Source organism: Thermococcus argininiproducens (assembly GCF_023746595.1).
GTDB lineage: Archaea > Methanobacteriota_B > Thermococci > Thermococcales > Thermococcaceae > Thermococcus_A > Thermococcus_A argininiproducens.
In genome coordinates this window covers 1,617,763-1,642,571 of sequence record NZ_CP080572.1, presented here as the reverse complement: position 1 = coordinate 1,642,571, position 24,809 = coordinate 1,617,763, and the positions used below count along the sequence as shown (strand labels likewise).

The following is a 24,809-nucleotide window of genomic DNA, read 5'->3' as shown; positions in this document are numbered from 1 at the left end:
CTTTGATGGAGTTACTGAAAGAAGTTTTGAGTATGATAAAACCCTCTGAGGAAGAGAAGAAGGTAGTTAGTGCTGTAACTGAGGCAGTTTTTCAAATCGCGAAAGAGGAAATTGATAACTACAACCTTGACATAGTCCCATATCTTGTGGGGTCAATCGCAAAAAATACTTACCTTTCAGGGGATCATGACATTGATCTTTTCTTGGCATTCCCCTCTAATACTCCCCTCGAAGAGTTGAAAAAAACAGGGCTGGAGCTTGCTAAGGCAATTGGAGGGAAACTTGATACTTATGAAATCGCCTACGCAGAACATCCCTATGTAAAGGCCACTTATAAAGGATTTGAAGTTGATTTGGTACCATGTTATAATGTTGAGAACTGGAAAGAAGTTAGAACAGCAGTTGACAGATCTATTCTACATACAAAGTGGATAATTGAGCATTTGAATGGAAAAAATGATGAGGTGAGACTCCTTAAGAGATTTCTTAAAGGAATAAATGTTTATGGGAGTGAAGTGTATGTTAGAGGGTTCTCAGGGTATCTAACAGAACTCCTGATTATTAAGTACGGTTCATTTATGAAGTTGATTGAAGATATTGAATTTCTAGGAAAAAGCAAAATAGTTGACCTCGGGGGGTGGATTAGAAAGGAGCCTGAAATAGCATACAAAACTATAGAAAGAGAGAGTGAGAGTCCCCTTATAGTTATAGATCCTGTGGATCCCAGAAGGAATGTGGCATCAGCCTTGAGTTGGGAAAAATTTGGGGTATTTTACTTTAAGGCTAGAGAATTTAGAGAGGATCCGAGGCTTGAATTCTTCTTCCCTCCAGAGAAAAAAACTGGTAATTATAGACGTCTGCTTAGAGAAAAAGGAACAAACTTGGTGACTATTCTTTTCCAAAAGCCAGATCTTGTTGATGATATTTTGTTGCCTCAACTAGAGAAAAGTGCAAGAGGACTTGAAAAGGTATTAAAAAAGAAAGGATTTGATGTTGTTGATATTAACTGGGGCTACATGGAGAAAGCATTTATAATGCTCGAGGTTGATAAAGTTCACAGACCTAAGATGTCTCTAAAGATAGGCCCGGAGTTTCTTACTGAAAGTGGAGCTGAATTCTATAAAAAGAATAAAAAAGTATGGATAAGAGGGAAAAGACTCTATTCTGAAAAAGAGGTCACTGAAAACATTGTGGATGTTATTAAAGAACTTTTTATAAAAAATCAGGTTGCTTTAGGAAGGACCATTAAAAAGGAGATAACTAACAGTGATATTCTTGTTAATTTTGTTCCCCCTAAGCTCGAAAAAGAGGCATATCTCTTTTTAAGTAAAGAAAAGTGGAATGTAAAAGGTTAAACTTTTGCTCTATGCTCACACCATTCCTTGTTTTCCCAATCTCCATGCATTTCTCCGGAAATATGGCCTGTATCAGCAACAGCCTTTTTCATATCATAGAGCGCCTCCAAAGCATTTCTTATGTCTTTGGGAAGGTCTTCCCTTCCAACATATAGAGCAGCTCGTGTAATCACATTGTAATTACAGTTTGGAACTTCGCTCTTAAGGCTGTCAAACCATGCTTTTTCACTAGTTTCCCAACCCTCTAGACCGGGCATTTTGAAAAGTTCATAATCATAATAAAGCTGTGCGAATGCCAGAAGTTTCATATACTCTAGAAGAATGTAATTTGCTCTTTCGTGCATGTTCTCATCGATGTAGACCTTCATGAGTTCTATGAGAGCTTTACTTATTGCAGCCACGTTTTCAAAAGTGACTCTTGTATCTAAGTTTTCCCAAAATCTTGGATCCGAGTGATTTGCAAGGAGCATTAGGTAATATATTCTTCCGAGCTTTAGGGCAAGAGTCGGATCAAGATCTTTTAGAGGTTCTATGACATACTCCACAGTAGTGTCCATTTCAAAGTATTCATAATGTTCTCTGAAGAATATCCTCGAATACCTTATCAAGAACTCTTTTATTTCCTCTATACTGGCCTCAGGAAGATATTTGTGAATCATGTCAATTACACCGAAGCGTATACTTCTATTGAGTTCTCTAAATAGCTTTGTGAATGCATATTTCCAGAGTTGGGATACTTTTTGTTTTTTGTAGAACCTATAAATAACCTTGCCGTCTTCTCTTCTCATACCTAGCCATCTTATATCTCCTGTTCTCCCATCTATACTTAAGTCGTAATAATCACTCCAGCTTGAATAATCTTTTACATTTATTCTAAAGTGCTCACTGCACTCTCCTTCTAAACACTTGAATTGCCCATTTTTCTTCTTCCTGACAAATTCTACTGTGTTTATTGTTTCGACATTCCTTTCTTCAAGCTTCGTAACCCAATTAAGAAATCTATCCAACTGTTGTGGATTGGCAAGAAGGGCCTCAAGATCGCTTGCCAGGTAAACCAAGTATGGAATTTTTGCATTCTCCTTGAAGACGTCTATCCTTCCTTCAACAACTCCTCTAACTAGACCGTTGATATCAAGTGTATTAAAAGCAAATGCATCACTTAATTGATGGTCTCTTCCAAAGACATATGCCACTTTCTCATTGCATTTATATGTGTTACAGGAAAACTTGGCCTGAGGAAAGTTTAATCCTACAAACTGCCTTTCGTCAAGCAAGAATACGATATCTTTGATAGTAGATTCAGCAACAATTTTGGCAGTTTCTCTTGTTATGACGTTTTCTGGAAGCCAATAACCTACGACATCTTTATTCTTAATAAATGGTTCATAAAAGTCAAAAGAAACTTTTGCCAGTATTTCCTGCTCAAAGATACTTAAGTGTGGCATTATTGGATGAAAAGGAGTTGTTGGTACTGCTTCTACCTTGTTTAGGAGCAGTTCAACTATCTCTCCGTAAATCCTTGGTTTATATCGTAGAATCATATAGAGTGTAAAGGGTTCAAAGTCGACACTTGCACATCCAGATTTTAAAGAACCCAGAGTGTCACTTGTGTATTCGTAGGCCTTAATAACTGTTCGTGTCCAGTTTCTGGACTTTACTTCTATTTCTCTTATTCTTAAAGAAACTGGGCTTAATCGCTCTGAATACTTTATTGGATCCCATCCAGAGCCATCATGGATATAGATAATATCTCCTGGTTGGTATGCATGAAAATGATAACCAAACTTTTGGTACATGTCGTTCACACCAAGACTTTTAAGTTGTTTGGAAGTATTAAGGGTTACGGTGAGTAGAATGAGTAAATTAAAAACCTACCTTGAGATTCTGAATCAAAAAGTAAGTTATGTAGAGGAGCTCTATGGGTTTAAAATAAATTACCTTCCGCTTATAATAGAAGGGACCACTGTAGTATTAGATAGAAAAAAGGGAAAGTTGAAAATTATTGAAGAAAACAGGTATCTCTCTGAGGAAGAAATTAAGAATCTTGAAAGAAAAATAATTGAGAACATCGAAAAAGGAGTCATTGAACTTTATTTAACAATGACTTTTGGGGAGGACGTCGGGTTGGGAGAGGGTTAACCTCCATATACCACAGGGAGAATCTTCAAAATGTCCCCCTCTTGTAAAGGATAATCTTTCGAAACTTTCTTTTCGTTTATGAGTAGATGATGTTCATTTTCACTAATTTTTAATACCGTAAGAACATCATTAACAAGAGCATTCTCTCTAACCTCTATTTCTATCTCGGGTTTATACTTTAAAGCAAGTTCTCCATAGAGTTTAACTTTTATCTTCATTTCTCAACTCCTCCAGAAATCTTGTTAATTTTTGGTAAACTTCTTGGGGGGCTTCTTTGAGGGGAGAAAGTTTAAGCACAGGTTTTTCAAGTCCAATTACAAGTTTCTCAAAAAACTCAATAGCATTTCGGAGACCTTCCTCCTGATCTGTTCCTGGGGGAATATCATTATCGAAATAGTACCAGCTATCATTCTTTTTGTCATATAAAGCTAGGCTAGGAAACCATTCTCCACATTCTCCCCCTATACTGAGTTCAATCATTATCTCCTCGTTCTCTAGAAACCCCTGTTTAAGTTTTTCACGCCACATTAACTTCACCGAAAGAAGGTAGAGAAAAGGGTTTAAAAATCTTCAGAACTTTTCAAATTCAACTTTTGTAGGAGTTGGGGTTGCAAGATTATCACTTATAGGGCAACGCTCTTCAACTTGTTTAAGCCACTCCTCAAGAGTTTCTTCATTAGCGTCACTTTTTACCTTGACTTTTACTTTAATTTCCTTATATCCTGCTCGTTGAGTACCTTTTCCATAAAGCTTTCCAGGATTAAATACTCCTTCAGCCTCAATTTCTATATCTTCTATGTTTATCCCCATGTCCTTAGCTACAAGGGTTCCAACTATATTAATGCATCCTGCAAGGGATGCTAGAGTATAATCTAGGGGACTTGGGGACTCTCCCCCCACCTTGTCTATCATTATTTCGAATTCTCCAGCTTTCACCATCATTTTGGTTGGAGAAATTCTCTTTCCAACAACTTTAATTGTCATGTCTTTATATTCGACCATGGACATCACCGTATATTTTTTAGCTATAAAGCCTTAAAAAGATCATCAAAACCTAAAGTTTAAAAGAGAAAGTTAGATATTTAAACGTCTTTTAATGCGCTTTATTTCTCTCTTTGCCTCGCTTAATCCTAGTTTCTCAAGAACATCTTCTTTAGGAATGCCATTTTCGTCATACCCTATCTCAGCATAGTATTGTTTTACTTTGTTCATGATCTCTTCCTTGTTCAGTGTTTTCCCTTTCGCTGGGCCATTTGGAAGAGGTTCATAGAACCTTGGAGGATTATCGTCATCTCTTCTTGGATCCCAATAAACATCTGGGCCTCCCAGGAGTAGTAGAATTCTTTGGAGATGAATTATCCTTAGACCGATTTCATTGAACCATTGTTCTGGGGTTATGTTAAAACCTGTTAGGACATTTCCAAATTCTAAAATTCTTTCAAATCCAGGTCTTGTGACGAACATACATACAACAGCCGAATCGTAGAAGGCATTCACCATCTCTCCTTCATAACTCTTTGCTGGAAGACCTGCAGTAGAAGTGTGATCGCCACCTTGGACAGAAACTGCGTAACTTATATCTCTTGTGTAATCCAGGTCACTTCTTACTCCATGAGCTCCAACTCCAACACCTTTTACATGAACTGCATATTGTAGTGCATCTACCTCTTTCATTTCGCTAATCTTTAAAGCGGCCCTATAAGTCCCTTCTGCCAATATATCTCCTATTCCTTTTCTGTTTACTATCAACTGTAAAAGCTTTGCAAAAGCCTTTTCGTCTCCCCAATTGAGTTCAAACCCAAGATCTTCCTTTGTAAGAATTCCTCTTTGGTAAAGTTCTGCTGCAAATCCAAGAGTATTTCCCGCATTTATCCCATCTAAACCCACTTCATCTACTAAGTAGGAAAGATAAACTATTTTTTCTGGCTCAAATATTCCAAGGTTTGTTCCCATATATGCCATAAGCTCGTAGTCTGGAGCATCGGTGATTGAACCTTTATAGGGCCCATAGCGGAGATAAGAAATTTTCATACAATTCACTGGGCAACCATAGTCGGCCCAGTATTTCTTAATCCAAGTCCTATTTTCAAAATTCACTACACTTATTTCCTCATTGTCATGGTATTCTTCCTGCCAGTTTTTCATGGGTTCACTTGAGCGGTCATGACCAACACTGTAACCTCCAGCTCCAGTTCCCCATTCTCTAAAAGTTGTCATCGTGAAGAGTTCTTTCCAGAATTCTTGGATCATAGATTTCATCTTCTCTTTATCGTGAACTTCAGGTAGGGCTTTACTGCCTTTTACAATTATTGCTTTTAACTTCTTACTTCCCATTACTGCTCCATAACCCCCATAACCTGCTGCATGCATGAGCTTGGTCATTATTGCTGCAAAGCGGATCTTATTTTCACCTCCCTTGCTGATATACATCATTGCAGGTTCTTTTGGTATGCCTCTTAGCGTTTCCTTCTTTCGGATTTCTTCATGAACTTCTTTAAGTAGACTCTTGTGAAGTTCCACTCCTCCCATTCCCCAGTATTTGGTTGCATCCCTTATCTCCACGTTGTCATTGTGAACAAAGAGATAAACTGGAGTTTTGGCTCTTCCTCTTATAATTATTCCATCATAGTCTGATGTTTTGAGTTCAAGTCCTACTTCACTACTTAATACACTTCCAATAACTCCATTACTTTCGGGAGATTTTGAAACAACTGAGGTTTTAATTCCGGGATAATATCCTGTTAGAGGTCCAGTAAGAATTAGTAGTAGGTTTTCTTCTCCAAGAGGGTCGATTTTTTCCCATTTATCTCCAAGCTCTTTCCATAAGAGGTAGACTCCAAGTCCTCTTCCACCATAGAACTTTCTTAAAATTTCTTCTTCGATCTCTACAGTCGTTATTTTTTCTCTCGTGAGGTCCACATCCAGAAGTTTTCCCGTATAAGCATACATACTCCTCACCTCAGAAACTCCTCTCCAAAAACTTTTCTTGCTATTTGGGATCCTTTCTCAATGGGGTTTTTGGCAAACGTCCTAAATATTGGTCTATAGTTTCCTTTAACAATCTTTAGAGCACCATGCCCCGCTTCATGACAAACCTCTACGCACTTGGGAGTTCCGTTACAAAGGTTACATATGACCACACTTCCTTTGTTTGTAGGAATTCTAGGTACATCTCCAGGGCAAGCTATGATACAGGCTCCACATTCTATACAGCTCTCTTCATTCACAAGGACTGCTCCAGTTTTTTCGTCTACACTTAGGGCTTTTGTTGGACATGCCTCGACACAAGGATAATCTGGACATTGAGTACAAAGGTGCGGCACATTTATTCCTGGCAAAAGTTCAAAAACTCTTATGCGAGAAGCTTCTGGCCAAATAATCCCTTCATGTTCAAGTGAGCATGCTATTTCACATAACCTACATCCGCTACATTTATCTGGAGTCACTAGGATCCATATTCTCTCAAAGTTCTCTTTTTGAGTGATTTCGTTACCTTCCTCGCCCATATAATCACCAAGAATCATTTAGATACCTCTAGCTTTATAATAATTATGGGAATTAGAACGTTTAAACTATTGTCTTAAGACAAATGTTTATAAATGTAAAAGGAATTAAAAGGATGCATGAAAAAAGCAGAATTGATTCTCTTGGGAATTACTGCTATATGGGGTTTTACATTTCCTGCAATGAAAGTTAGTCTTGACTATGTATCTCCAATTCTTTTTCTTGTATATCGATTTGGACTGGCTTCTTTTTTCATGCTTCTTATCTTTCATTCAAGGGTTCTTAAAACGAGTACAATGAAGGAAGGTTTTATTCTCGGGATGACATTGTTTATTGGTCATGGTTCCCAAATTATTGGGTTAAATTATACGTCTGCTTCTAACTCCGCGTTTATAACATCACTTTACGTTGTTTTTACACCATTCATAGCATATTTTGTTCTTAATGATAGATTGAGAAGAAGGGACTTTTTCTCTTTAGGGATAGCGGTAACTGGGCTTTACTTGATCTCTGGAGCTACATTACATTTCAACTACGGTGATTTACTAACAATTCTTTGTGCAGTTTCATTTGCATTTCAGATAGTTTTAGTACAAAAATTTGGGAAAAAAGACTTCTTAAGTTTAGCGTTTTGGCAAATATTCTGGAATTTTGTGTTTTCTACTGTGTATGCATTGAATATCGAAGGATTTGCGTTTCCAAGAGGGGTAACTCCCTGGTTGGGGATAATTTACACAGGAGTATTTGCTACTGTGGTGGGGTTTACTCTTCAGGTAAGATATCAGAAAGAGACAAAAGCACACAAAGCAGCGCTAATATATTCAGCAGAACCGATATTTGGGCATATCTCATCATTTTTAATAATTGGGGAACTTCTAAGTTTAAAGGGATATTTAGGAGCTTTTTTAATCCTTGGAGCAATATGGAATGAGATAAGAAACGAAAGAGGTTAACTACGGTACTGGAGCTGGATTTGGATCTGAAGATGGTAGTTTGGCCTTGTCCTTTTTCGTAAGTCCAATTTCCATGGCTTCTTTTACTCGCTCTACATCTACTAGTGTGTTTATACATCCTGCTCGCAGGAGGGGAACTGCTTGAAGTGGAATTTTTAATATGGATAACTTTTCATTAGCTTCAGCAAGTTCAGGCCAACATGCTATACCCAATGCAGCTTTTATTTCTCCTCTCGGTACTTTTTCTTTTAAGACCTTTTTAACTAAGCTACCACCTGGTACGATATATATGTGTTTGTACCCAATTTTTTCAGCATGTTCTATAATTTCTCCTATTGGGCATTTTCCGCATTTTGTACATTCCCACCCATATTCTCCAAATTCTGCAGGACATTCTTTCACATTCCTTAGGCACTGGGGAATAAAAATTGCCCTTTCTTCTACCGGAACTTTTATGAACTCTTCTTTATGAGCTTTATTTTTTATCTCGACATATATTTGATCTGTAAGTTCCTCATCTTCACTTATTAATGAGAGGGCTATTCTGATTGCATTTCTTGTGCTTAGATCAGCTCCAATTGAGGCTAATTTTGCTATGGTGTTTTCAATGCTCATTTTCTCACCTTTTCAGATAAAGAGCTAGTGAGGTTATAAACTTTTGCACTTAGGTCAAAAGTCTCTTCAACAGAGTTAATTCTCTCTCATCCCAAGCTTTTTCGTCTATTACCAAGATAAGGACGGCTTGGTACAAAAGGGTGTAATCTTTTAGGGATGCTAAGAACTTCACAATGGCATCAAACCCATTATATGTTCTCAAATATTCAGGACAATCAATAAGTGCAACTCCTTCAAAGTTCTTTTCTCGTGCTTCTCTGAAGTATCTTATTGTTATTTCAGTGATTTTTGGTAGGTCCGTTGGGAAGATGGATCCATGCTCTACTGCAGCAGACACAAAAAACTTTCTCCAGGTTTTGGGAGTATCGAGATCCCTTACAAAGGCAAGTACAGGTATGTCTTTTAATTCTTCTTTTATCTTTGGATATTCTGAAGGTGGAATAATCATTAATCTTGGCTTTAGGGGTATTTCTCTTGGGGGTTTTTCAATTTTTATGAATTCTTCTGTAAATGCAAAGTTTATCATTATATAGACGGACAATATAGCGAAAATAGCCCCCAAGGTGAATCCTATTGGAGCAAACCAGTCAACAAGTCTTAAAATTGGATAATCCATTTCATGAATTCCATTAATTACCAGTATACTCCCTAAGTAGAGGGCTCTATGATTGTAAGTTCTTCTTATAGAGAGCATTAAAAATCCTGATAATACCATAAACAGAGCAGAACTGGCGTATGGAAGACCTAAAATTACGAACCAGTCAGATGAATATTCTAAGAGTCCGAGAATGATACCATAGGTCGCAATCACGACTGGAGCTACTGAGAAAACTTTAATGTGCTTTGATGAGAATTTCTCTTCCTCCAAAAGCACGGCAACTCCATGAAATAGAAAAGCTGCCCAGAATGCCTCAGAAAGTGTTAAAATATATAAATTCTCAGTTATATCAGATATTATTGAAAAAGCAGCACTTAACCAAGATATAGACCAAAATAAGGCAGGTTTTCGTTGATACTTCCAGTATACATAAGCTAGAAAAACAAACCCAGTCAATTTTGCCGCTAGGCTAAAGGATTGACCGAGGAGTAGTAATGTGGGATTCATGTCTTTCCCTAGCTTTATATTAGGACATTCTCTTATATAACACTTTTGACTATATCATAGATCTTATTATTTGGGAATCTTACTCTTTTTTTGATTAGAGGATTACTCTTTGATTGATTGTCTAAAGAAGTAAAATTAAAGTCTACAAAAGAAAACCTAGCTTAGGAGATGTTTATATTGATTTCAATAGAGATCATCAGGAATAGTGGTTGATTCCTAGAGGAAAAAATAGATGTATATAATGCCGGTGACAAAAAGAAGTAGGCCAGGTATTAACATTCTTTTGTAGACTTTACCTAGTTCTGCTTGATAATACTCCGAAGAGAAAACCAGACAGAGATGTACAGGGCTAAAAAGCATTCCCATATAACCGCTTAAGTATGCAATAGCTATTTTGTCAAATCCGGTTAAAAAGGGGAGTAATAAGGGGAATGTCATTCCAACATAAGCAAAGCTTATTCCAGTCATCAGACCAACTAAAAATGGTGTTAATATTATGACAAGAGTAATTGGGAGATTTAATTCCAAAATTACCTTAGGAAGAGTTTCAACAGCTCCGGTAATCTCGAGGATTTTATTGAAATACATGACAGAAATTAGGAGAAAGAGTATTTTTGGTTGGAATGCATACCTTGCAATTTCTTTTTTGCTTACCTGCTTAAAATGTGGGATCAAAGCAGAAAGAAATCCAATAAAGGCACCATATACAATATCATAGCCTAAAACGATTGATACTATAATTATTACAAGGATAGGGTATGTGCTCTTGAGGAAAAGTCTTAGGCCTTCTTTTTTATTTCCTTTTTCATCTTTTCCTGCCGTTATGGGTTTTAAGAAAAATAAGTACCCGATTAATATCATTATCATACTCAGAGGGAACATTTTGACGCTGAATTCTCTGACAGTTATGCCTAAAATAGCTGAGGTAATGATTATTGCTTGATACATGGGCCAAGAATGTTCCCATACATGCCGGAACCAATAGTTCACGAGTGTCTTCTTCTCGGGAGGTAGATTAAGTTTGTTTGCAACTGTTTCTATCATAGGAGCAGAGACTAACGCACCGGCGGGCATTGGCATTAGTCCTATTAGGGCTGGAAGTGCAGCAAGGGAGTATTTTTCACTGGGAAATAGGCATTTTGCAGCTTTTTCCATCATTTTTAAATATCCAATTTGGGAGAAAACACTTGTTAAGGCCATTATTGAGATAATTATAAGGATTAATCTTAGGCTTGTCCACTCGGTTGAAGATGTGTATAGAGCATCTAGAAGATCCCCTGGGTTTAGACCAAAAAAAGTGCCTAACAATAAAGACCCTAGAAATATTGATAAACCTATATTTATTTTTAGCCTAATAAATCCTATAACAACTCCAAAGGAGAGCAATAGGTAAATAAGTTCAATCATCCTTTTCACCAAGGTATTAATGTGTAGATATGTATCTCAATAGAGCATAGATTGTTTATAAGGGTATCTCTACATGTTATCATTTGAAAAACTTCCCCTGTTGGAGAAGGATGAGCAGCATGAGTTGATATATTAGCAGCAAAAGATTTATAAAGAGAACTCAACAATTTTGACCGATGCCCATGAGGGGGGAGTGTTTTATCCTTCACTTTGCATTTTGCCCGTGATTCATTGGGCTATTCTGTTAACCTAGTCTGTTCTATAAATCTTAGGAGGTTTTTGACATGATAAAGGAGCCAGAGATGAAAGAGTATAATCCACAGCTCTTAGAAGGGAAAATAGAAAAGTTTTGGGAAGAGAATGACATCTATAACAAAGTGAAAAAGGCCAGAGAAAGCGGTTCAGAGTATTATTTCCTTGATGGTCCCCCATATGTAAGCGGGGCTATACACCTGGGTACTGCTTGGAACAAGATAATCAAAGATATGGTGATACGTTTTAGAACCATGCAGGGTTACAATGTGAGAAGACAACCAGGTTTTGATATGCATGGTCTTCCAATAGAGGTTAAAGTGGAACAAGCTCTTGGATTAAGCTACAAAAAAGATATAGAGGAAAAAGTTGGAGTTGAGAACTTCATAAATAAGTGTAGAGAATTTGCTCTCACTAATCTTAAAATCATGACCGAGCAGTTTAAAATGCTTGGCGTTTGGATGGATTGGGATAATCCATACATGACAATCAAAAATGAGTATATAGAATCCGCATGGTTTACTTTGAAGAGAGCATGGGAAAAAGGGCTTCTCGAAAAAGACCAGAGGGTTCTTCACTGGTGTCCTAGATGTGAAACGGCTTTAGCAGAGCATGAAGTAAGAGGGGAGTACAAAATAAGAGAAGATCCTAGTATCTATGTAAAGTTCCCAGTAGAGGGAAGAGAGAGTGAATATGTTTTGATATGGACAACTACGCCATGGACTCTTCCAGCCAACTTGGCCGTTACGGTTCATCCTGAGTATGACTATGTAAAAATAAGGGCAAATCTTGGGGATAGAGAGGAATACTGGATAATAGCAAAAGCCCTCGTGGATAAAGTTCTAGAAGAGGTTGGAATAAAAGGAGAAGTGGTTGAGGAGTACAAAGGCATAGATCTTGAGGGACTTCGTTATGTTCATCCCTTCCTAGAAGAATATCCAAGACAGAAGGAATTCAGAGAAAAATATGAATGGGCGCATTGTGTAATCTTAGGTGAACACGTGACTCTTGGAGAGGGTACTGGCTTGGTTCACACGGCCCCAGGGCATGGTGAAGAGGACTTTGAAATAGGAAAACAATATGGGCTACCAATATACTCCCCGCTTGATGATGAAGGAAGGTACTTCGAAGGCAAATGGAAAGGTAAATTCGTCAAAGATGCGGACCCTGAGATAATAGAGTACTTAAGAGAAAAGGGCCTCCTTCTCAAGGCAGGTACTGTAGAGCACAAATATCCACACTGTTGGCGCTGTAAGACACCTTTGATATTCAGGGCCACTGACCAATGGTTTCTCAAGATAAGCAAGGTTAAGGACAAAATAATAGAAGAGAACGACAAAAACGTCACTTGGTATCCCGATTGGGTGAAGATAAGGTACGACAATGGTGTCATGAACTCAGGTGATTGGTGTATCTCAAGGCAAAGATATTGGGGAATACCTCTCCCAATATGGAGTAGTGAAGATGGAGAGATCTACATAGTAGGTAGCTTTAAAGAACTTGTTGAGCTTTCAGTAGCCATTGAAGTTAATGGTGAGAGGATAGAACTTCCAGAGAGTTATGACGAAAAGCTTAGAGTCATAGAAGAAAAACTCGGGCCAGAGGATCTTCACAGACCATACGTTGATGCCTTTGTTATAAAAGTAAACGACAAAGAAATGAAACGTGTCAAAGATGTGCTCGATGTATGGTTTGATAGTGGAATAGCAAGTTGGGCGTCTTTAGACTACCCAAGGAAAAAAGATCTATTTGAGAGGCTCTGGCCAGCAGACTTCATTGTAGAAGGAGAAGATCAGGTTACAAAGTGGTTCTACTCCCAGCAAGCTGCTTCAGTTGTGGCTTTTGACACAGTTCCTTACAGAAAAGTAGCAATGCATGGCTATGTATTAGATGAAAAAGGAGACAAGATGAGCAAGAGCCTTGGGAATATAATAAGGCCAGAAGAAGTTATTCAAAAAGAAGGTAGAGACCCGTTTAGATTCTATATGCTTTGGGCAACTACTCCATGGGAGAATCTTAGATTCAGCTGGAAAGGTTTGGCTCAAGTTAAGAGAATGCTCAACATACTATGGAACGTCTACATACTGACCTCGACATATATGAGCCTGGATAACTTTGATCCTACCAAACTTAATCCCGAGGAGCTTCCATTTAGAGAGGAAGACAAGTGGATACTTTCGAGAGTTAATACCCTAATCAGCACTGTGGAAGATGGTCTAGAGAGTTTCTATCTAACAAGAGCGACTAGAGGCATAGAGAACTTCGTTATAGAGGATCTCAGTAGATGGTACGTTAGACTCATAAGAAAAAGACTGTGGGTTGAAAGAGACGATCCGGATAAATTAGCTGCTTACTGGACTCTTTGGAAGGTATTTGATGTCTTGCTCAGGTTAATGGCGCCATTTACACCATATATAGCTGAAGAAATTTATCAAAACCTAATAAGACCATTTAGCAATAAAGAAAGTGTGCATCTAGAGGATTGGCCGAAAAAAGATGAAAACTGGGTGGACAGAGAACTTGAAAAAGAGATGGAAATAGTTAGAAAGATAGTGGAATCTGGCTCAGCAGCAAGACAAAAAGCTAGAATAAAACTTCGTTACCCTGTGAAACAAGTAATAATAGAAACTGAAGATGAAATAACTAAGAAAGCTGTAGAAAGACTCAACCGGCTTCTAAGGGATCAATTGAATGCTAAGGAAGTCAAAGTGGCAAAAGTTGAGAGGGGAATAAAAGTAAAGCCTAACTTTGCTAAACTTGGACCTCATTTCAAGGGGGATGCAAAGATAGTTGCAAAGTGGATAAACGAGCAGAATGCCAAAGAACTTTATGAAAGACTTATGCAAGGAAAGCTTAAGGTGGAAATAGGAGAGAAAGAGTTTACGATCGAGCGGGAACACATAATCGTGGAAGAAGAGCTTCCAGAGTTCTTAATAGGAGAAGAATTTGATCACGGAAAAGTCTTTATTGACAAAGTCCTCACTAGGGAGTTAATGATGGAAGGCTTGGCAAGAGAGTTTGTAAGGAGAATTCAGGAGATGAGAAAGCAACTGGATCTAGACGTAAATGATAGGATAATGGTTTACATAGAGACAAGTGATGAAAACAAGGGACTCCTTATAGAAATGCTCGATTACATAAGGGGTGAAACAAGGGCTATTGAGGTTAAGTTTGAGAAGCCACAAGGTTACACTGTGGAGTGGCCTGAAGTTGAGGCAAAAATAGGTATAGAGAAGATCGAATGAAATCTTTCATTTTTCCATAATTTCTAATTTTTGCTCTTTTTATTTGAGCAAAGCAAAAGGAGAAAAGATTAGAGTAGTGGAATTCTCTCGACTTCAATTCTATCCCATGTGGGGTATTCTTCAACGACATAAAACTTTACATCACCCTCTATAGCATCAACAAGTTCTTCTGCAACTTCTATGGGCATTTCAATCCTTCTTTTTTTCAGATTTAGATAGAGCCATTCTTCTGGGACCTTTGCATCATTTACAAGAAGATCATAGAGCTCCATGAGATTCTCATACTCAGCCACTGCAAATTTAAGTGTCCCATCTTGAGTTATTTCCATATAGGGCCTGGCGACGTTTTTTGCCATTCTTTTAAGTCGGTTTTTGAGTTGTATTGCATCCTTAAGTTTGGCCGTACAGAGGTGATAATTTAAAGACGTATTCTTTTCGCCCCATTCCAGAATCGTCAGCCCAGATTTGAGACTTCCTTTTATTGCAGAACTCTCATCACTTACTGTTCTAAGTCCTCTCGAGAGCAGGGCGTCGAGGTTAGTTTCACTAAATTCAAGCTCATTTATGTTTAGGAATTTTGCTCCCTGCTTATCTAAAAATTCGGCATACCACTTTATTCTCTCCTCTTGTCCTGGAACCGCAGGAACTTCTCCTCCAATATCCCATTCAAAGTCAAAGGCACCTTTTATGTTTTCAATTTCTTTTTGAAAGATATTAGAGTTTGGATTAAAGATATCTGGATGAAACCGAATTTCGTCAAGACCAGCGTTGTAGAGTTTTTCTAAGTTCTCTTTTGTTGCAAGAAGACCGGTTGTATATAAGTGAATATGAAATCTCTTTCCAAAGTTTTCTTTCAGTGTTCTAATGTATTTGACAGTTCTATCTATTCTTGAAAGCGGATCTCCTCCAGTAACACCAGCTCCCAACGCTTCTTGGATTTTAGCTTCTTCTATAATGTCATTAACATTTTTTATTGGTCGTTCATTTGCATAGCTGACGTCTTCTCTTCTCCAGGGGCTAAGAGGACAATAAAAACATTCTCTAGGGCATATTCCGGTGGTAAATAATACTAGTTTTGCGCCGTTAACACAGAGTTTACACCCTTCTGGAAGCTCGCCAACAACGTATGAATGGTATTTTGTCTCTTTCATATCTATTCTCCTCACTCCTAGGGTTTAAAATCCTTTGCTCATGCCACATCGACTTGTTCGTGAATGGGTAAACCCCGTTGATGTTTGAGAAGTAACTCATAGAAGAACTCCTTCATTTCTGCACTCATATTGTCATCCAAAAGCAAGTCGGCCTTCCCTTGATATCTTTTTTCAGCTTCTCTAGCCAAGTTATGGAGGCTAGGCAAGAGATGATTTATTAAGGCTCTTACTAGTTCAGGATATGCATCTTCATCTATTATCTCGTCACTTTCAAGTCCTAAGTAAATCACATATCCTTTCATTTGAACTGCCAGAACAAACTCATTATCTGTAACTTCCACAAAAGAGAAGTTATATGTTTTTGAGGCACTTTTGGCTATCATAATACCCTTAACGGATAGGGTAACAACCTCATCATCTATTTCAAAGAGTAGATCTTTTGCAAGTTCCCTTTGGGCTATGGCATAGAGTGTTATCATTCAATCACCTCCACAATTTCGCCATTGCCTGGGGGGAGGATTTGCATGAGCTCATCAAGATCGACTTTGTATCCCCATCTCTCTAGAATTTTTGCTAATCTTTTTGCAAATTCGCTCTTTTTAATTCTCCCTGGGCGGATGATAATGTATTTGTTAGTATGGGCTTTTACAGCCTCCACTGGTCCACACATGGGCAGTTTCTCTTCCTCGTATTGCACCATTCCAACAGCGAGCTTTACAGGTAAGCCATGCATCCAGTTTCTTTTCCCATACACCATAAATGCTCCTTTTCCTAGATACTCTCCACTTGGGGCTTTTTTTGTGACTTGGTTTGGTTCTGTCCAGTAAGCATCTCCGGAGTATAGTCCCTCTTTCCAAGCCCTTGACATTGAAACAGCAAATTGACAGGCTTCGAATAAACTCTTTTCCCCAGCTTTTTTACCATCTTTTATCACCACATGGGGGGCTCCATAAATGTTAGCATGACAATAGAGGTCGTTTTCACTCATATATTTTTTAACTACGATTTCATTTGTTGTGGCATCTTTTCCCGCTATTATTAGGAATCCCTCACTGCTTAGGAACCACCTAAACTTCTCAAACCACTTTTTCTTTCTCTTCTTAATTTTTCTCACACTTAATTCTTTCTTTTCTTCCTCCTCTATTAGCTTCTCTATCTCTTTGATTTTTCTTAGTGTTTCTTCATGGGCTTTTTGAGCCCCTTCAAGTTTATGTTTTGCTTTTTTGGCTTTTTCATAGTAGATTTCTGCGTTTTCTCCCACACTTTTATTTAAATAGAGTTTTACTTTTTTTCCATCAAGTTCGATTGTAACTGTCTTCTCTTTAGCGTCGATGTTTTTTATCATCTGGGCGATTTTGTTCCCAGATTTTTTGCCACTTTCTATTCTCTCTTTGAATTCTTTCCATCCAAGTTTTTCTACGGCCTTTGAAAGTTCTTCCAGCAAATTTTCAATAAAGGTGAAGTTAGCATATATCAAGTCTCCAATCTCTTGATTTTCTTGTATTTGCCTCTTAAATCCCTCTATCATCTCTTCTTGTTTTCTAAGGGTAGCTTCTAGCTGTCCTTTCTTATTCTGAAGCTTCTTTGTTCTCTCTATCTTTGCACTCTCAAGAAGAATCTTTCCGAAATATTCGTCAAGAGCCTCACTAAAGGTAGTGAAGAATTTTTTCTTATAACTTCCATACCATTTAAGCTCGATAGGTAAGACATCTACAGGAGTGTCATTTTCATATATGATATTGGCCTTTTTAGGAGCATTGAAGACCTCTTTCATTTTTTCAAATATAACTTTAAGCTCACCTTCATCGAGAGTATTAGCTCTTTTTGTTTTCTCTATTCCAGCTCGTAGGAGAATTTCTTCTGCATATAGTCCTCCCATATTGAGTTTTCTTGCTAGTGCTCTTACTATCTCCACATCTTGAGAAGAAATAAGGTCTCTAAAACTTTCCCATGAAATGTCAACTGGATTCTCTCTTGCGGGCGGGAGCATATACACGTGTTTTGGTTTTATTGCTCTGTCTTTAAACTCTTCATACCTCATGGCAGATATTATCATGTTGTTTTCATCAACCAATATTATATTCCCTTTCCTGAAAAGTTCTGCAATTAAAGTGTAGTTGCCAATTTTTAGCTTTACAATTCTATCAAAATCATGTTGTTCTATCTTTTCCATTCGTGACCCGCTTAAATATTTTCTGAGCAGCATCGTGAATGAGGATGGGTGCTGAGGAGCCTCTTTTATGTAAGTAGTTAAATGAATCCTTTTACCTGCCTCTATGATTAAGTCTTTTCTCCCCTCTCCTGTCATATGCAGCTTAATTCTAACTTGATCTTTGTCTTGGTATATTTTATCGACTCTAGCACCTTCCAAAGTTTTTAACTCCTCTACTATGTACTTTATGTCGACACTGCTCATTTCTTGTTTCATTCTCTTTCACCGGGAGTAATTAGAGAGATACTTTTTAAACCCTTTTTCTATGAGATATCAATTGTCCAAAAAGTTAGGACTTTTCCGTTGGAATCTATTTTATTATTGTAAATCATTTTGTCAACTCAAAACTCCTTCAAAAAGGCCAAAAATGTTAAATATTCGGCTGTAATTAACGCTTACTAAGATTCAAAAAGAGGTGAGATTGATGAAAGGTTACTTTACTTTTGTACTTCATACTCATATTCCCTATGTAAGAAAACACGGTAAATGGCCATTTGGTGAGGAATGGATCTTTGAAGCAATTGCAGAAACGTATCTTCCCCTTCTTATGGAGTTTGAGAGACTTAAAAAGAAGGGAGTGAAGTTTAACCTGGTTATTGGGATTACTCCAGTTTTGGCTGAGCAGCTAGCAGATGAGTATATGAAAAAAAGTTTTGAGGAGTATATGGAAAAAAAGCTCAAAAGCATGGAAGAGGATTTGGAGAGATATTCCGATGAAGAACTCAAAAAGTCCATAACTTACACGTTGGATTACTTTATGAAGATTTATGAGTATTGGGAGCATATAAAAGGAGATATCCTAGGTGAACTCAAGAAACTGCAGAATGAAGGCTATATAGAAATAATAACCTCTGCCGCGACGCATGGATATCTCCCACTTCTTGAAAGAGATGAGGCTATTGAAGGTCAAATTGCAAATGGTATCCTTACTTATGAGAAATACTTCGGGAAAAGGCCAAAAGGCATTTGGCTCCCTGAATGTGCTTATCGGCCCCGAGGTCTATGGCGGAGTCCAAGTACAGGCCAAGTAATTTGGAGAGAGGGTCTTGAGAAGTTTTTGGAAAAATATCAGTTAGAATTTTTCTTTGTTGAAAGTCACCTCATAGATCAAGGTCCAGTAAGCTTTGGATATGGAACGATTCTACCTGCTAGGACTCCAAAGTCGACTTTAAGGCCTTACTTTCTAATAGGCACGAATATTGCAGTATTTGCTAGAAACAGAGAGACTGGATTACAAGTATGGAGTGCGGAGATAGGCTATCCTGGGGATTTTTGGTATAGGGAGTTTCACAAAAAAGCTCCAAGAAGTGGAGGACAATATTGGAGGATAACATCAAAGCAAGTAGGACTTGATGCCAAAGAACCTTATGTGCCTGAAAAAGCCTTGGAGAGAGTTGAGGAACATGCCAAACATTTTGTTAGTCTCGTTAGAACACTTTTAGAAGGTTACGAAAAAGAACACGGGGAAAAGGGAATCGTGGTTGCTCCCTATGATACAGAACTATTTGGTCACTGGTGGTTCGAGGGAGTTAAATGGCTGGGGAAAGTACTTGAGTTAATGTTCGGAGAAGGCATAGAGAGCATAACGATTTCAAAGTTTCTTGAGAGGTACAATGGGGAAAAGCATGAGATTGAGCTTCCTGAAGGTTCTTGGGGGATGTATGGAACTCATTACACATGGTGGAACCCTGAAGTAGAATGGATGTGGGCACATATACATTTAGCGGAGAGGCGGATGGTGTCTTTAGCGAGCAGATATTTACATGAGGATAAATTAGGCGATAGAATCCTAAGGCAGCTTGCAAGAGAATTGTTGCTCATTGAGAGTAGTGATTGGCCCTTCCTCGTAACTACTGGACAAGCTAGGGAATATGGAAAAAGAAGACTCCTTGAACATATCGAGTATTTCCACCGCTTGGCTAATGCTTTGGAAAAATACTTCAAGACAAAAGAATTTACAGAAGAAGATTTTCTTAAGAAAATAGAGGAGATTGACAATGTATTTTCTCAAATAAATATCGAGGTTTATGTAAGCGAAGATTTCCCTGAAGTTCCAGAATATGTTGAGGTCTCACAGCCTTCCGTACAATCACACAAGAACGGGAATTAAACTATGCTTAGAGGGGATTTGGAGTCTTTTTAATCTTTTTTGGAAAAGTTTATTTTCTTTTTGTTCTAATTATATTTGGTGGACGTTATGAGAAAAATAGAGGCTATTGTAAGGGAAGAGGATTTTGATAGAGTGCAAAAAGCTCTGAAACAGATGGGTATAATACCCATGACCACATATCCTGTCAAGGGGAGGGGAGTTCAGGGAGGAATTCCTCCCTACGAATTGATGCCCAAAATGAAGATTGAAATAGTTGTTAAGGATGAAGACGTAGAGAGAGTTGTGGATACAATAGTTCAAAATGCAAGAAGAGGAATCCCAGGAGATGGAAAAATATTCGTTTTGCCTGTTTATGAGGCAATAAGGGTAAGAACAGGAGAAAAAGGAAACGAAGCACTTTACTAGAGAAATGCGTGTCTGTGCTTGTAGAACATATAGAGCGCATAACTCAGGAGTACTAGTTCAGCTATCCCAAAGAGCACCATTGCTCCGGCTATAGCTTGGGCAGTGCTTGGAGAAACACCTAACCCTTGAGCAGCTTCTTGTAAACCCGTGGGGCTTATGAAGACATCCAAATAAGCTCTTACCGCGAGTGCTCCCGTTATCAATGGTATTGGAATAGCAGCAAATGCAAGCATAAGACCGCTATGACCCCTCTTTCTTAGGCTCAGCAAGGAAAGTATTATTGGGATGAGCAGTATAAGAGAGGTTATCTTGAATTCTACAGGCAGAAACGCCGTGACAACGAAGAAACTTATCATCCCCCAAACATACGCCTTATATGCCCTGTTAACATACTTCATATAACCTGCAAAATCGTAGGGTATTGCTCTAGAATACCTGAGTATTGCATCTATATCTTTCATATATTCTTTTTCTCCCAACTTTTCTATGCTTTTGTTGTTTGTAGCGTTCTTTAATCTCACAGCACGCTTTAAGAAAAACTCCGCAAGTTCTTCATTGTCGATAACAACCTCACTCGCCATTTTTCTAAAGTTTTCTTTTGCTTCACGTAGTTTATTCAATGCGTTCTGTTTTCTCCTAAGCGAGAGTGACGTTAACTTCTTTATCCTCTCTTCAGTTTCTTCCAAAACATCTGCAGTTTCTCTAAGAAGTTCTGGACTTTTCATAAAGGACACCTCCTCTAAATATTAAAAGAAAAGAGAAGGGATTTAAGCTTTTTTCTCAGCCTTGAGCAATTTGCCCACTGCCAAGTACATCCAGATTAATATTACGCCCCATGCAAAACCCATAAATGCTAAAGCACTAGCTTTCATCTTCCTCACCTCATAGCCTTATTATTACCTCGTTCTTTGCTAGCTCTTCGCCGTACTTCTTCTTAATGGCCATGTATGCTTCTATTGCACCAATAATGAGTATCAATAGCATCATTCCTCTGGCTCCCCAGACCCACTTGGCAAATTCTGGGTTAGCAACATAGCTTGGCACGGCCTTGAAGTATCCCTTTGCTATGTAGGTTTTAGTTGTGAAGACCAGCAATATGAGAGTGTATATTGGGGCTATGTACTTGATTAATACCATAACCCACTCTGGAACCTTAATGTATGCACCTTTGTGAAGCTCTTCCCAGAAGTTTTCTGGTTTGAAGAGCCATACGGCAACTATGATATCAAAGAGACCAAGTACCACCAATAGGTATGAGCCTACCCAATTGTCGAGTTCTGTTAAGTAGTATAAGTCTAAGCTTGCTGCTGTTGGATCTAATGCAACTGGAAGTCCGAGGATCAAATAGAGGATGAATACAAATACTGCACCGGTCTTTCTGTTTATCTTGAGGTCTTCTTCAAGTAATGCAACCAAATAGTTGTACATAGCTATGGCTGATGTGAATCCAGCAAACCAGAGTAATAGGAACCATACTGCACCGAAGAGTTGACCACCTGGCATGTTCATGAATACGTTTGGCAATGCAATGTATGCTAAACCTACTCCTCCTGCAACTCCCTCTTCACCAAGGTAAGCGAAGGCTATTGGTATAGCAATTGAACCACCGAGAATAACTTCAGCAAACTCGTTAAGTGAAACCGTCGCTAAACCTGAAAGTGCCACGTCATCTTCTGGACCGAGATATGATGCGTAGTTCTGTATGATACCCATACCTAAACTTAGGGTGAAGAATATCTGTCCTGCAGCAGCTAGGGCTGATTCCCATGTTACTTCAGAAAACCTTGGCTCCCAGAGGAATTCAAAACCTTTGATTGAACTCCACTCTGGCTTAACTGGAGATCCAAGAGTCAATGACCTGAGCACTAATAAGATAGCTGCGATGTATAAAACGGGCATCATAACTTTAACCCATCTTTCAATACCTTTACTGACACCTTGTCCAACTGCAATTCCAAGCAATATAACTGAAATGCCCCAGAATATCAATACTTGAGTAGTGTTGGTTAGGTATCCAATCAAGAACTGGATCGTGTCTTGCCCAAAGTACGCTCCAGTTGCGCTGAAGTAGGTATAAGCTGCTGACCAACCAATTATATGGAGATAATAACTGTTCAAGAGTGTTGTTACTGAGAAGGCCAACATACCACCAATTATACCAAAGATAACTGCAGTTCTTGGCTTCAAGCTTTCTCTTGACATTAGATAGAATGTTGGTCCAAGTGTACCGTGGCCATACTTACCTCCATATCTACCTTGAACCCATTCTACCCACATAATAGGAATTCCGAGGAGGAATAGTGCCACGAAGTATGGTACCATGAATGCACCGCCACCGTTCTTGGCAGCCTGGTATGGGAATCTCCAGAAGTTTCCAAGACCTATTGCGTTTCCTGCCATAGCTAAGATCAAACCAATCTTGCTTGCCCACCTATCCCTTTGCTCCATCTATTTCACCTCGTATAGCATTGTATGAAAAATTGTGCCGATGTACAAATACCGGCAATTTTGTCTATGTTTTTGCCTATTAAAAACTTTTCTCTCACCTGATTTCGACAAAAGACGATTTACAAGGACTTAAAACTAGGCTTTTTGTGTTTGTCAAAGTGATAATAGCAGAAATAAGTGTAAAATAATTTTCTGGATAATAGTCAAAAAATTTCAATATTCTGAAATATATCCATAAGTATTTAAATCGGCTTTAAATTTAAAAAGTCTAAAGTGGAAACATACAATAACCCGATGATTGGAACAAGAGTGAGCTGAGATGTGATGACCGACTTCTCGCTGAGGGTATTGCCACATTGAAAATATTTGACAAATTTAAAACTTTCCATACATCAATACCCTTTTTTAGGCATTGATGTATGTTAAAAAAGGCTTTTGAGGCCTTTTTTATTAAAAAACTTTTTTAGAGGTTTTTTATTTATAGGAAAATGTATGTACACAACCTTTTGTTTAAAAATATCGGTTCTCTAGGCACTTTCAGCGAAAAGTTTATATAGGCTATTGCTCAAATTTGTATCGCTAATCACCTAAGTTGGAGGGATGAACATGGTTGAGCAAGACCCATTTGAAATCGCTGTTAAGCAGCTCGAGAGAGCTGCCCAATATATGGACATAAGTGAAGAGGCCCTTGAGTTTTTAAAGAGGCCACAAAAAATTGTTGAGGTAACAATTCCAGTTGAGATGGACGACGGTTCTGTGAAGGTTTTCACAGGATTTAGAGTCCAATACAACTGGGCCCGTGGTCCAACAAAGGGTGGTATTAGATGGCACCCAGAAGAAACACTTAGCACCGTTAAAGCTTTGGCTGCTTGGATGACTTGGAAGACAGCTGTTATGGACCTCCCATACGGTGGAGGTAAAGGTGGTGTCATCTGTAATCCAAAAGAAATGAGTGACAGAGAAAAGGAGAGACTCGCTAGAGGATATATAAGAGCTATTTATGATGTTATAAGCCCATACACCGATGTTCCAGCTCCAGACGTTTACACTAACCCACAAATCATGGCTTGGATGATGGATGAGTATGAAACAATTTCAAGAAGAAAGGATCCTGCCTTTGGTATCATAACTGGTAAGCCACCAAGCGTTGGTGGTATTGTAGCAAGAATGGATGCTACAGCAAGAGGTGCTGCGTTCGCAGTTAGAGAGGCTGCAAAGGCCCTTGGATGGGATACCCTTGAAGGTAAAACAATAGCAATCCAAGGTTACGGTAACGCCGGATACTACATGGCCAAGATCATGAGCGAAGAGTACGGAATGAAGGTTGTAGCAGTAAGCGACAGCAGAGGTGGCATTTACAACCCAGATGGACTCAACGCTGATGAAGTCCTTGCTTGGAAGAAGAAGACCGGAAGTGTTAAAGACTTCCCAGGCGCAACCACAATAACCAACGAAGAGCTTCTTGAGCTTGATGTTGATGTTCTTGCCCCATCAGCTATCGAAGAAGTTATCACAAAGAAGAACGCCGACAACATAAAGGGTAAGATCGTTGCCGAGCTTGCAAACGGTCCAACCACACCAGAGGCCGATGAGATTCTCTACGAGAAGGGCATACTTGTTATCCCAGACTTCCTCTGTAACGCAGGTGGTGTTACAGTCAGCTACTTCGAGTGGGTACAAAACATAACCGGTGACTACTGGACAGTCGAAGAAACAAGAGCAAAGCTTGACAAGAAGATGACCAAGGCTTTCTGGGATGTTTACAACACCCACAAGGAGAAGAACATCAACATGAGAGATGCAGCATACGTTGTTGCAGTCCAAAGAGTTTATCAAGCTATGCTTGACAGAGGATGGATTAAGAAGTGATTTCTCTTCTCTTTTTCTATATTACTTCTACTTGCAGAT

Annotated in this window: 21 protein-coding genes; 7 read left to right on the top strand and 14 right to left on the bottom strand. The window is 38.6% G+C overall.

The window, feature by feature from the left end; genetic code table 11:
* The first annotated feature begins 5 nt into the window (after nucleotides 1–5).
* A complete protein-coding gene (gene cca, locus K1720_RS08815; RefSeq protein ID WP_251948723.1) occupies nucleotides 6–1,355 on the top strand; it encodes a CCA tRNA nucleotidyltransferase in 1,350 nt (449 codons plus the stop codon).
* Here the strand turns inward: cca and K1720_RS08810 are convergent.
* A complete protein-coding gene (locus tag K1720_RS08810; protein WP_251950667.1) occupies nucleotides 1,352–3,151 on the bottom strand; it encodes a polysaccharide deacetylase family protein in 1,800 nt (599 codons plus the stop codon). The genes cca and K1720_RS08810 overlap by 4 nt on opposite strands.
* 58 nt (nucleotides 3,152–3,209) lie before the next feature.
* Here K1720_RS08810 and K1720_RS08805 point away from each other — a divergent pair, with 58 nt between their 5' ends.
* Nucleotides 3,210–3,494: a hypothetical protein gene (locus tag K1720_RS08805; RefSeq protein WP_251950665.1), complete on the top strand. Its 285-nt coding sequence runs from the start codon at nucleotides 3,210–3,212 to the stop codon at nucleotides 3,492–3,494.
* Here the strand turns inward: K1720_RS08805 and K1720_RS08800 are convergent.
* The 5 genes from K1720_RS08800 to K1720_RS08780 all read right to left on the bottom strand — a co-directional run bounded on the left by K1720_RS08800 (nucleotide 3,491) and on the right by K1720_RS08780 (nucleotide 7,018).
* Entirely contained in the window at nucleotides 3,491–3,712 is a 222-nt protein-coding gene (locus tag K1720_RS08800; protein WP_251948722.1) for a MoaD/ThiS family protein, read from the bottom strand. The two genes, K1720_RS08805 and K1720_RS08800, sit on opposite strands and share 4 nt — an antisense overlap.
* A complete protein-coding gene (locus tag K1720_RS08795) occupies nucleotides 3,696–4,022 on the bottom strand; it encodes a hypothetical protein (RefSeq protein WP_251950663.1) in 327 nt (108 codons plus the stop codon). Before K1720_RS08795 ends, K1720_RS08800 begins: the two co-directional genes overlap by 17 nt.
* Nucleotides 4,023–4,064: 42 nt before the next feature.
* A complete protein-coding gene (locus K1720_RS08790) occupies nucleotides 4,065–4,496 on the bottom strand; it encodes an OsmC family protein (RefSeq protein ID WP_251948721.1) in 432 nt (143 codons plus the stop codon).
* Between the two features lie 72 nt (nucleotides 4,497–4,568).
* Nucleotides 4,569–6,443 (bottom strand): aliphatic sulfonate oxidoreductase WOR-like subunit, encoded by a 1,875-nt coding sequence (locus tag K1720_RS08785; RefSeq protein ID WP_251948720.1) that lies wholly within the window; start codon nucleotides 6,441–6,443, stop codon nucleotides 4,569–4,571.
* Between the two features lie 5 nt (nucleotides 6,444–6,448).
* Nucleotides 6,449–7,018 carry a 4Fe-4S dicluster domain-containing protein gene (locus tag K1720_RS08780; protein WP_251948719.1) on the bottom strand — a complete coding sequence of 190 codons (570 nt, stop codon included), beginning with the start codon at nucleotides 7,016–7,018 and terminating at the stop codon, nucleotides 6,449–6,451.
* A 99-nt stretch (nucleotides 7,019–7,117) separates the two neighbouring features.
* Here K1720_RS08780 and K1720_RS08775 point away from each other — a divergent pair, with 99 nt between their 5' ends.
* Nucleotides 7,118–7,951 (top strand): DMT family transporter, encoded by an 834-nt coding sequence (locus K1720_RS08775; protein ID WP_251948718.1) that lies wholly within the window; start codon nucleotides 7,118–7,120, stop codon nucleotides 7,949–7,951.
* On the opposite strand, the gene K1720_RS08770 is transcribed toward K1720_RS08775, so the two are convergent.
* From K1720_RS08770 to K1720_RS08760, 3 genes are all read right to left on the bottom strand, one after another.
* A complete protein-coding gene (locus K1720_RS08770; protein ID WP_251948717.1) occupies nucleotides 7,952–8,566 on the bottom strand; it encodes a DUF116 domain-containing protein in 615 nt (204 codons plus the stop codon). It abuts the gene before it with no gap.
* A 49-nt stretch (nucleotides 8,567–8,615) separates the two neighbouring features.
* Nucleotides 8,616–9,671 carry a DUF835 domain-containing protein gene (locus K1720_RS08765; protein WP_251948715.1) on the bottom strand — a complete coding sequence of 352 codons (1,056 nt, stop codon included), beginning with the start codon at nucleotides 9,669–9,671 and terminating at the stop codon, nucleotides 8,616–8,618.
* A 216-nt stretch (nucleotides 9,672–9,887) separates the two neighbouring features.
* A complete protein-coding gene (locus K1720_RS08760; protein WP_251948712.1) occupies nucleotides 9,888–11,078 on the bottom strand; it encodes a TIGR00529 family membrane protein in 1,191 nt (396 codons plus the stop codon).
* 284 nt (nucleotides 11,079–11,362) lie between these two features.
* Between K1720_RS08760 and ileS the strand changes: the two genes are divergently transcribed.
* Nucleotides 11,363–14,575, top strand: a complete 3,213-nt coding sequence (ileS, locus tag K1720_RS08755; protein ID WP_251948710.1) for an isoleucine--tRNA ligase — start codon at nucleotides 11,363–11,365, stop codon at nucleotides 14,573–14,575.
* A 68-nt stretch (nucleotides 14,576–14,643) separates the two neighbouring features.
* On the opposite strand, the gene K1720_RS08750 is transcribed toward ileS, so the two are convergent.
* From K1720_RS08750 to rqcH, 3 genes are read right to left on the bottom strand one after another with little or no spacing between them, the layout of a single operon-like run.
* The gene (locus K1720_RS08750; RefSeq protein WP_251948708.1) at nucleotides 14,644–15,726 is read right to left on the bottom strand and encodes a radical SAM protein; all 1,083 of its coding nucleotides are present in this window, start codon (nucleotides 15,724–15,726) and stop codon (nucleotides 14,644–14,646) included.
* Nucleotides 15,727–15,764: 38 nt separating this feature from the next.
* Entirely contained in the window at nucleotides 15,765–16,205 is a 441-nt protein-coding gene (locus K1720_RS08745; RefSeq protein WP_055281791.1) for a hypothetical protein, read from the bottom strand.
* Entirely contained in the window at nucleotides 16,202–18,154 is a 1,953-nt protein-coding gene (gene rqcH / locus K1720_RS08740) for a ribosome rescue protein RqcH (RefSeq protein ID WP_251948705.1), read from the bottom strand. The genes K1720_RS08745 and rqcH overlap by 4 nt, the downstream gene beginning before the upstream one ends.
* A 208-nt stretch (nucleotides 18,155–18,362) precedes the next feature.
* Between rqcH and K1720_RS08735 the strand changes: the two genes are divergently transcribed.
* Both K1720_RS08735 and K1720_RS08730 read left to right on the top strand, forming a co-directional pair.
* Nucleotides 18,363–20,048: a 1,4-alpha-glucan branching protein gene (locus K1720_RS08735; RefSeq protein WP_251948702.1), complete on the top strand. Its 1,686-nt coding sequence runs from the start codon at nucleotides 18,363–18,365 to the stop codon at nucleotides 20,046–20,048.
* An 87-nt stretch (nucleotides 20,049–20,135) separates the two neighbouring features.
* Nucleotides 20,136–20,453: a P-II family nitrogen regulator gene (locus tag K1720_RS08730; protein WP_055281797.1), complete on the top strand. Its 318-nt coding sequence runs from the start codon at nucleotides 20,136–20,138 to the stop codon at nucleotides 20,451–20,453.
* Here the strand turns inward: K1720_RS08730 and K1720_RS08725 are convergent.
* The gene (locus tag K1720_RS08725) at nucleotides 20,450–21,178 is read right to left on the bottom strand and encodes an alpha-glucosidase (RefSeq protein WP_251948700.1); all 729 of its coding nucleotides are present in this window, start codon (nucleotides 21,176–21,178) and stop codon (nucleotides 20,450–20,452) included. The two genes, K1720_RS08730 and K1720_RS08725, sit on opposite strands and share 4 nt — an antisense overlap.
* 157 nt (nucleotides 21,179–21,335) lie before the next feature.
* Entirely contained in the window at nucleotides 21,336–22,901 is a 1,566-nt protein-coding gene (locus K1720_RS08720) for a sodium:neurotransmitter symporter family protein (protein WP_251948698.1), read from the bottom strand.
* Nucleotides 22,902–23,507: 606 nt separating this feature from the next.
* Between K1720_RS08720 and gdhA the strand changes: the two genes are divergently transcribed.
* Entirely contained in the window at nucleotides 23,508–24,770 is a 1,263-nt protein-coding gene (gdhA, locus tag K1720_RS08715) for a glutamate dehydrogenase (protein WP_251948694.1), read from the top strand.
* The last annotated feature ends 39 nt before the right edge of the window (nucleotides 24,771–24,809 follow it).

Excerpts from the sequence above, each read along its gene's own strand:
- cca (WP_251948723.1), top strand. The coding sequence starts at position 6 with ATGGAGTTACTGAAAGAAGTTTTGAGTATGATAAAACCCTCTGAGGAA.
- K1720_RS08810 (WP_251950667.1), bottom strand. The coding sequence starts at position 3,151 with ATGTACCAAAAGTTTGGTTATCATTTTCATGCATACCAACCAGGAGAT.
- K1720_RS08805 (WP_251950665.1), top strand. The coding sequence starts at position 3,210 with ATGAGTAAATTAAAAACCTACCTTGAGATTCTGAATCAAAAAGTAAGT.
- K1720_RS08800 (WP_251948722.1), bottom strand. The coding sequence starts at position 3,712 with ATGAAGATAAAAGTTAAACTCTATGGAGAACTTGCTTTAAAGTATAAA.
- K1720_RS08795 (WP_251950663.1), bottom strand. The coding sequence starts at position 4,022 with ATGTGGCGTGAAAAACTTAAACAGGGGTTTCTAGAGAACGAGGAGATA.
- K1720_RS08790 (WP_251948721.1), bottom strand. The coding sequence starts at position 4,496 with ATGGTCGAATATAAAGACATGACAATTAAAGTTGTTGGAAAGAGAATT.
- K1720_RS08785 (WP_251948720.1), bottom strand. The coding sequence starts at position 6,443 with ATGTATGCTTATACGGGAAAACTTCTGGATGTGGACCTCACGAGAGAA.
- K1720_RS08780 (WP_251948719.1), bottom strand. The coding sequence starts at position 7,018 with ATGATTCTTGGTGATTATATGGGCGAGGAAGGTAACGAAATCACTCAA.
- K1720_RS08775 (WP_251948718.1), top strand. The coding sequence starts at position 7,118 with ATGAAAAAAGCAGAATTGATTCTCTTGGGAATTACTGCTATATGGGGT.
- K1720_RS08770 (WP_251948717.1), bottom strand. The coding sequence starts at position 8,566 with ATGAGCATTGAAAACACCATAGCAAAATTAGCCTCAATTGGAGCTGAT.
- K1720_RS08765 (WP_251948715.1), bottom strand. The coding sequence starts at position 9,671 with ATGAATCCCACATTACTACTCCTCGGTCAATCCTTTAGCCTAGCGGCA.
- K1720_RS08760 (WP_251948712.1), bottom strand. The coding sequence starts at position 11,078 with ATGATTGAACTTATTTACCTATTGCTCTCCTTTGGAGTTGTTATAGGA.
- ileS (WP_251948710.1), top strand. The coding sequence starts at position 11,363 with ATGATAAAGGAGCCAGAGATGAAAGAGTATAATCCACAGCTCTTAGAA.
- K1720_RS08750 (WP_251948708.1), bottom strand. The coding sequence starts at position 15,726 with ATGAAAGAGACAAAATACCATTCATACGTTGTTGGCGAGCTTCCAGAA.
- K1720_RS08745 (WP_055281791.1), bottom strand. The coding sequence starts at position 16,205 with ATGATAACACTCTATGCCATAGCCCAAAGGGAACTTGCAAAAGATCTA.
- rqcH (WP_251948705.1), bottom strand. The coding sequence starts at position 18,154 with ATGAAACAAGAAATGAGCAGTGTCGACATAAAGTACATAGTAGAGGAG.
- K1720_RS08735 (WP_251948702.1), top strand. The coding sequence starts at position 18,363 with ATGAAAGGTTACTTTACTTTTGTACTTCATACTCATATTCCCTATGTA.
- K1720_RS08730 (WP_055281797.1), top strand. The coding sequence starts at position 20,136 with ATGAGAAAAATAGAGGCTATTGTAAGGGAAGAGGATTTTGATAGAGTG.
- K1720_RS08725 (WP_251948700.1), bottom strand. The coding sequence starts at position 21,178 with ATGAAAAGTCCAGAACTTCTTAGAGAAACTGCAGATGTTTTGGAAGAA.
- K1720_RS08720 (WP_251948698.1), bottom strand. The coding sequence starts at position 22,901 with ATGGAGCAAAGGGATAGGTGGGCAAGCAAGATTGGTTTGATCTTAGCT.
- gdhA (WP_251948694.1), top strand. The coding sequence starts at position 23,508 with ATGGTTGAGCAAGACCCATTTGAAATCGCTGTTAAGCAGCTCGAGAGA.